Source organism: uncultured Thermosynechococcus sp. (assembly GCF_937958135.1).
Lineage (GTDB): Bacteria > Cyanobacteriota > Cyanobacteriia > Thermosynechococcales > Thermosynechococcaceae > Thermosynechococcus.
The window spans coordinates 20,806-27,275 of sequence record NZ_CALGOG010000077.1 but is presented as its reverse complement, the minus strand read 5'-3'; the positions used below and the strand labels follow the sequence as shown (position 1 = coordinate 27,275).

The window sequence follows — 6,470 nt, the reverse complement described above, 5'->3', positions numbered from 1 at the left end:
GTTTGGCGGTTGTCCCCTGACACATGACCACAGCACGGACAGGTGCGAGTTGTGTTCTGGGGTGCCACTACCACCAACCAGTCGCCCTGCCAAGCCAGCTTGTAGCTCAGTTGGCGGCGGAACTCGAACCAGCCTTGATCGAGGATAGACTTGAGCCGAACGTGTCTGCCCGGCTGCTCCAGTGTCCCTGCCTCTGCACCTGCCAGTCCTCGATACACAGCCCTGTTAGCTTGCTCCCGCGCAGCGGTAGGGGGAGGCTTGCTGCCCAGCGGATCACTGATCACTAATTTTAGGATTCAGTAGAATAAGGGAACTACAAGACGTGTCTCCGGGTCTTTAGCTCTGGCACCGTGTGGAATGCAGTACACTATATCGGATTAGTGGATGGGTTTCGATGAAAAATTCCTTGCACTATCTCCTGTGTGGCTTGGGTATGGGGCTGGCGATCGCCTTTGTTCCCCGGCTGCCCGTCTTTCAATCCCCTGATATTGTTATGGCGCAGGGAACCGGTCAGGCCATTTTTCCCCAAAGGCTGGCAAACCACCTAAAGAAAATCAATGCCAAGATGTACGGCGCCTACTGGTGTCCCGCTTGTATGAAGCAAAAAGAACTTTTTGGCAGCGCCTTTAAGACCATTAACTATATTGAGTGTGATCCTCGCGGCACTAATCCTCAGCCAGAACTCTGTAAAGAGGCGAATATTCGTGCTTACCCCACATGGGAAATCAATGGCAAACGCTATGAAGGAGTTTATCCCCTAGAGGGCTTAGCTCAACTTTCGGGGTATCGGGGTCGCTGAGGCTGTACTCAACCTGTAGAGAGCAGGAGTACGGCTACTCTTGTGATTGAGATCACTTAAAAATTGTGGTTTCGATTACACGAGAGTCTTACCTTGCCTTTTACTATATAAGTATGCTGTACGCTCTCAGTCATGCTTCTGGATTCCAGCACAGTCGTTAGCGGCGTGGCTTAAAAGCGCCTCACCCCCTATGAATACACGGATCAAAGCAAACGACTACCAACTCATTTACGACCACTTGCTGGAATGCGTGCAGCATGAGAGTCCAGAGCAAGTTATTGAACGGTTTCGTGCCCTTTTCCTCATGGGCTACACTTACCCCGATCGCCAGATTCAAGAGGCGATGGATCGGATTGTGACAGGGGCACGGGTGGCGGAGAATTTCCGGCCTTTTATAAACCGCTGCTGCCACATTTTGATTAACCGCTGGCAGTTGCATCCTTTGTTCCAAGGGGCTGTGCCTGAATTTCTGGCGATGCTCCAAACCCCTGTGGCGATGCCGGCGGGGGGTCTAAGCCGGGCACCGATTGTGCGTAAGTTGCGGCTGCTCCTCAAGGATTACTTAGAAAGTGAGGCTTTTCAAAAACTCCAGCGGCTCGTCCAGTTCTTTCAAGAGGATGCTCAAGATCCTGTACAAATTCAGCAAAATGGCGATCGCCCCCTTGCAACCCTGATTCGGCGCTATCCCTACCTGTACAACCACTGTCTTGTGGGAGATGATACAACACCGGAAGAACTGCGCTACATTCAAGAGTTTCAGCAAAAAGCAACGCAACAATTTGAAATGAACCTGAGTCAATACCTCACCGGTGAGTTTCGCCGTGCTCAGGGGCATCAGAATATTCCACCGGTGAAAAATCCCACCTTACTCTCTACGGAGGAAGTGAAAACCTCGATTCAACATTTTGTCGGTAAGGTGGATGGCCGTCACACCTATCGCGACTTGGCTCGCCAATTTGAGCAGCGGTTGCAACGCCTGAAATCCACCCGCGACTTTCGGGATGCCTTCTTCCACTACTTAACAGACACCACCGTGGAGTTGGGACGAGGTCGCTTTCGTCAGCGGTTTTACCAGTATCTAGAAACGCTGCCCCTCTTTCAGCAGCCCCACCCTCTCAATGAATTCACCATTGTCCGCACCTGTAGCCAAACCCTCAACTACTTAGTGGTGGAGAGTGCCCAAAATCCCAACCATTTGGTTTTTATTGACTTACTCAACAATATCGGTACGGTGGCAACAATTGGCCTATTGCTCAAGATTATTCTTCTCAGCAAGAAGGTGAAGCCCTATCTCGAAAAACGCTTTGCCATCTTGTTTAACCACTATCAATCTTTTAGTCGCGGCAAGGTGCGCTGGCTGGTAAATTGCCTAGAGCATTTTAATATCGCCCATGTCACCCACTTTGGCAAGTTGGACTTCTCCTTCTTTGCCCGCTGGTAGGTAATTCTATTCCAAGTCTTCAGCCAAGACTTTGGCGATCGCCACCTGAGATTGTTGCCGAAATTGACTCACATCCACTTGTTTCAACAGTAAGACGGCCGCCAGCATTCCCAGGATCGGCAGACAAAAGACAAAGCCATAGGCAAGGAGCGGCACGCCAAACAGTTGGCGACCAATATCGAGAGCCGTTCCACCGACAACGGTGGCTGATCCCCGTGCAATCGCCTGCGCTAAGCCCCAAGCGCCAATAAATGTCCCTGCCGTTTCTGCGGCTGTTAAGTCCAGCATGAGACTAAGGGCACCCGTCGTCGTTACTCCAGCGGCAATACCAAAGAGAAAAAGTTGCAACTGAAAGAGCCACACCTGCCGCGTGACACCTGAAATGATCAACAGCAAGAACATCCAGGCCACCCCCCAACAGCCATAGGTGGTGGTGCGGATCTTGCCAAGGCGGGGCACAATGAAAAATCCTGTGAAACTGAGGCCCACCAGTGTGCCTATGCCCCAGTAGGCATTCAAACGCGTGGTTTCGGCGATTGTCATGCCAAAGACTTCCCCGCCAAAGGGTTCGAGAATGGGTTCCTGAATAAATAAACTCAGGGTCATGAGGACCAGGAAGAGAAAAAAGCGCCAGGTTTGGGAGTTAGCCGTGAGAATCTTCAGGGCACGACCAAGGGTAATGTTTTCAGGGTTGTCACAGGCACGACTGCGCACATGGTAGCGGGAATACTTGGCTTCAACCCCCCAAGTACTGGCGATCGCCAGAGCGAAAACCACCGTCAAAACCACCAAAAAGAGGCGATTGACAGTTTGTTGCAGGAGTTCAACGGGGGTATCCAGCTCCAACTGCCGCAACAGCACACTGCTGAGAATGGCACCGACCACAATCCCCACCGTCAACATTGACCAAACAATCCCCACCAATTTGCCCCGATCTTCCTCCTCGGAGACATCCACAAGCAGGGCAGCAAAGGGGGTCGAGCTACTGCTTACGCAGATGCCATAGGCAGCAAAAAGCAACCCCAGCAGGCCAATCCAGCCTTGGGTAACCAGACTCCAGCCCATCTGATCTAAGCTTTCCCCCACCCGCCAGATGACTTGCACAATGGCGTAGGTGACGAGGGTAAAGGCCAAAGCCCCACCCCAGACATACCCCGTGCGATGATAGCCCCCGATGGGGTGGGCATCGGAGAGCTGACCAAACCAGACCCGCACCGGTGAGACAAATTGATGCATGGCAATCGTCAGCGTCACCAATGTGGCCGGCACCGCCAATTCCTTGATGAGGATGCGGTTGAGAACCCCCAACACCAGAATTGACATCATTCCCAGTCCCATTTGAAAGAGACCCAAACGAAACATGACCCAAAGGGGCAGCGGTGGCGGCGTCGCGGCAGAATGGGTGGCCATACCTTATTCAACTCAGATTACTGATAGAGGATGATAAATGATTTTCAGGATGAGTTTAGAGTGCCATTAAGAATGAAATGGTCAACGATACGAGCAGAGCGATCAGGGTCAAAAAAAGCGATCGCTTCAAAGAATCTATATAAGCAGACATGAGTTGCATCACCTCATTAGCTAGGATATTTTGGTTCGATCAGTGGGAAAAGGGCTGTATTGTGTTAAGTTGTAGTCTTTTATTGTACTGCCTTTTTCTGGGGGTCAAAACCCGATAGGTCAGGCATCCATTACATGGGGACGTATCACATCAATGGGGATCAACTTGCGCTCACCATTATTCATTGTTCTGCTCACAATTGTCATCGACCGCTTGGGTGAGAGTCTCATTTTCCCCATTTTGCCCTTCTTTGTGGAGCGGTTTAACTTTGATGCGTTGAGCCTGACCCTGCTATTTTCTGCCTTTGCCGCTGCCCAATTCATGGCTGCTCCCCTCCTGGGTGCCCTTTCCGATTGCTGGGGACGTCGTCCGGTGTTGCTGATTTGCATTGCCGGCACTGCGCTCTCCTATATTCTCTTTGCTGTGGCTACGGTACCTTGGCTGCTCTTTGTTTCGCGAGTTATTGATGGCCTCACAGGGGGCGTGGTTTCAACGGCTCAGGCCTATATTGCCGATACCTCCGCCCCGGCCGATCGGGCCAAGAACTTTGGTTTAACGGGGGCAGCTTTTGGCATTGGCTTCATCTTTGGGCCGGCGATTGGGGGCAGCCTAGCAGCGATTGACCTCAAGTTACCAATTTGGTTTGCCGCCGCCTTGGCCCTAGCCAATGTAGTCTTGGCTTATTTCATCTTGCCGGAGTCGTTGCCTGCAACTCAGCGATCGCCCCTAACCCTAAAGGGCTTTGCCCTGCAGCAGCAGTGGTTAACGCTATTCAATCAACGCACACTGCAAGCCTTGCTGATGGCCTTTTTTATCTTTAACTTTGCCTTTGCGGGGTTTACTAGTATTTTTGTCCTCTTTTTGAAGCGGCAACTGAGTTGGGGACCCGCCCAGGCGGGAATCATTTTTGTCATTATTGGCGTGGTGAGTACGATTGTCCAAGCGGGTTTAATTCGCTCGTTGATCCCTCGGTTTGGCGAGCAACGTTTGAGCTGGGGGGGACTCCTCCTCGTGGCCTTGGCCTTGTTAGGGATTGCCGCCGTTCCCAGTGTTGGCAGCCTGAGTGTGCCACTCCTCTATGGGTGCGTTGTGGGTTTGGCCTTTGGGGTGGGCATTATGTTGCCCTCCCTGCGGGGCGTGATCTCCAATCGGGTGCGAGATCAAGATCAGGGGAAAATTATCGGCGCCAGCCAATCGCTGCAAAGTGTGGCCGGAATTGCCGGGCCCGCATGGGCAGGGTGGGTCTTTGATCGCTGGGGTGGGGTGGCGCCTGCTTGGCAAAGCAGTGTGATGATGGTAATCGCCCTTGGCTTTTTGGCACTGGGATTGGGCAAGCCCCAAAATACGCCCCCTAGCACTGTCTAAGTAAAATATGTCAAACTGCTAAGCAAAGACCATCGTTCACCCCTTTTGCCAACCTTTGGACATTCTCGAAACTCCCCTATGATGCGGTTGTCTTTTCCTCAGCCCTCTCGACAGCCCCGCTGGCTGCAGGCTTGGCGGCGATCGCTGCGCTATCACTATTTGCGCCTGATGCGCTCCCACAGTAGCACCGAAAGTATTGCCCGTGGTCTTGGGGCAGGAGTTTTTGCCGGCATGCTTCCCCTCTTTGGGGGTCAGATGCTCATTGCCGTCAGTGTAGCGCTCCTGGTGCGGGGCAATAAGCCGTTGGCCGCCCTTGCCACTTGGGTGAGCAATCCCTTCACCTATGTGCCCCTCTATTGGTTTAACTTTCAGGTGGGCTGGTGGCTCATGGGGCAGCCTTCCCTATCCTTGGGTGAATGGCAGTCTTGGGAAAAGCTCCTAGAACAGGGGGGGCAAATGGCAATGATTCTGATTTTTGGCAGTCTTTGGGTGGGCGTGATTGCCGGACTGCTTACCTATGCCCTGTGTTTACGACTCCTACCCGCCCTGCGGCAACGCTTTCGCCGTCGCTCTGCTATGGCTGCTGTAGGTTTTCCAAACCGGCCACAACTTTAGCAGATTGTAGGCGATCGCCCTGCTGGATGGTGTCCACCACGTCCATGCCCTCGGTGACATAGCCAAAGACCGCATAGTTGCCATCCAGAAAATCCAATTGATCAAGGGCAATGTAAAACTGAGCTGAGGCCGAATCGGGGAGTTGCGATCGCGCCATGGCCACCGCACCGCGCCTATGATTCAGAACGGGTGAGACTTTGCCCGGTTGGCTATAGGTGGGGGTATCGCTGCCCTGACCTAGAATTTCTAGGGGAATATAGCGGGGGCGATTCGTCGCTGGGTCAATAAATGAACCGGTGCCGTAGCGTTGCGGCGGCACGCTGGGGTCTTTGGTCTGGGGATCCCCCCCTTGAACCACAAAGGGGCGGGGTTCACGAACGACGCGGTGAAAAATCGTGCCATCATAGACGCCGCGATTCACTAAATCCACAAAGTTGCCGGCGGTAATCGGGGCAGCATCCCCCCTTACTTGAATCGTAATCGGGCGATCGTTGACCGTCAGCACCACTGTTGCATCGCCATTGAGTCGGGGTAAATTGGCCATAGGGGTTGGGCTTTGTGCTCCTGGAATTGAACTGGTGTCAGCCACTGAGGAGAGTGACGTGCAACTCACCAGTAGAAGGGCGCTGAGCACCATCACCCACCGGCGGAGGATTGGGCCGAACTTCAGGGGGTTCATTGACAGGCCA

General features: G+C 53.0%; 6 protein-coding genes and 1 pseudogene. 4 read left to right on the top strand and 3 right to left on the bottom strand.

Going from position 1 to position 6,470, the window contains the following annotated elements:
- Positions 1-212, bottom strand: a pseudogene (locus Q0711_RS09675) (zinc ribbon domain-containing protein); the annotation flags it as partial.
- 182 nt (positions 213-394) lie between these two features.
- Between Q0711_RS09675 and Q0711_RS09670 the strand changes: the two are divergent.
- Positions 395-799, top strand: coding sequence for a hypothetical protein (locus Q0711_RS09670; protein ID WP_298615068.1), 405 nt, complete (start codon positions 395-397; stop codon positions 797-799).
- Between the two features lie 190 nt (positions 800-989).
- Positions 990-2,240, top strand: a complete 1,251-nt coding sequence (locus Q0711_RS09665; protein WP_299042413.1) for a hypothetical protein — start codon at positions 990-992, stop codon at positions 2,238-2,240.
- 6 nt (positions 2,241-2,246) lie between these two features.
- Here the strand turns inward: Q0711_RS09665 and Q0711_RS09660 are convergent, their stop codons facing one another.
- A complete protein-coding gene (locus Q0711_RS09660) occupies positions 2,247-3,650 on the bottom strand; it encodes a BCD family MFS transporter (protein WP_298615063.1) in 1,404 nt (467 codons plus the stop codon).
- A gap of 304 nt (positions 3,651-3,954) precedes the next feature.
- Here Q0711_RS09660 and Q0711_RS09655 point away from each other — a divergent pair, with 304 nt between their 5' ends.
- The gene (locus Q0711_RS09655) at positions 3,955-5,166 is read left to right on the top strand and encodes an MFS transporter (protein WP_298617974.1); all 1,212 of its coding nucleotides are present in this window, start codon (positions 3,955-3,957) and stop codon (positions 5,164-5,166) included.
- 78 nt (positions 5,167-5,244) lie between these two features.
- Positions 5,245-5,781: a DUF2062 domain-containing protein gene (locus tag Q0711_RS09650; protein ID WP_298615057.1), complete on the top strand. Its 537-nt coding sequence runs from the start codon at positions 5,245-5,247 to the stop codon at positions 5,779-5,781.
- Here Q0711_RS09650 and Q0711_RS09645 read toward each other — a convergent pair.
- Positions 5,741-6,460, bottom strand: a complete 720-nt coding sequence (locus tag Q0711_RS09645) for a peptidylprolyl isomerase (protein WP_298615054.1) — start codon at positions 6,458-6,460, stop codon at positions 5,741-5,743. The two genes, Q0711_RS09650 and Q0711_RS09645, sit on opposite strands and share 41 nt — an antisense overlap.
- Between the last annotated feature and the right edge of the window lie 10 nt (positions 6,461-6,470).

Bases quoted from the DNA above. Each gene is read 5' to 3' on its own strand.
- Q0711_RS09670 (WP_298615068.1), top strand. From the start codon at position 395: ATGAAAAATTCCTTGCACTATCTCCTGTGTGGCTTGGGTATGGGGCTG.
- Q0711_RS09665 (WP_299042413.1), top strand. From the start codon at position 990: ATGAATACACGGATCAAAGCAAACGACTACCAACTCATTTACGACCAC.
- Q0711_RS09660 (WP_298615063.1), bottom strand. From the start codon at position 3,650: ATGGCCACCCATTCTGCCGCGACGCCGCCACCGCTGCCCCTTTGGGTC.
- Q0711_RS09655 (WP_298617974.1), top strand. From the start codon at position 3,955: ATGGGGATCAACTTGCGCTCACCATTATTCATTGTTCTGCTCACAATT.
- Q0711_RS09650 (WP_298615057.1), top strand. From the start codon at position 5,245: ATGATGCGGTTGTCTTTTCCTCAGCCCTCTCGACAGCCCCGCTGGCTG.
- Q0711_RS09645 (WP_298615054.1), bottom strand. From the start codon at position 6,460: ATGAACCCCCTGAAGTTCGGCCCAATCCTCCGCCGGTGGGTGATGGTG.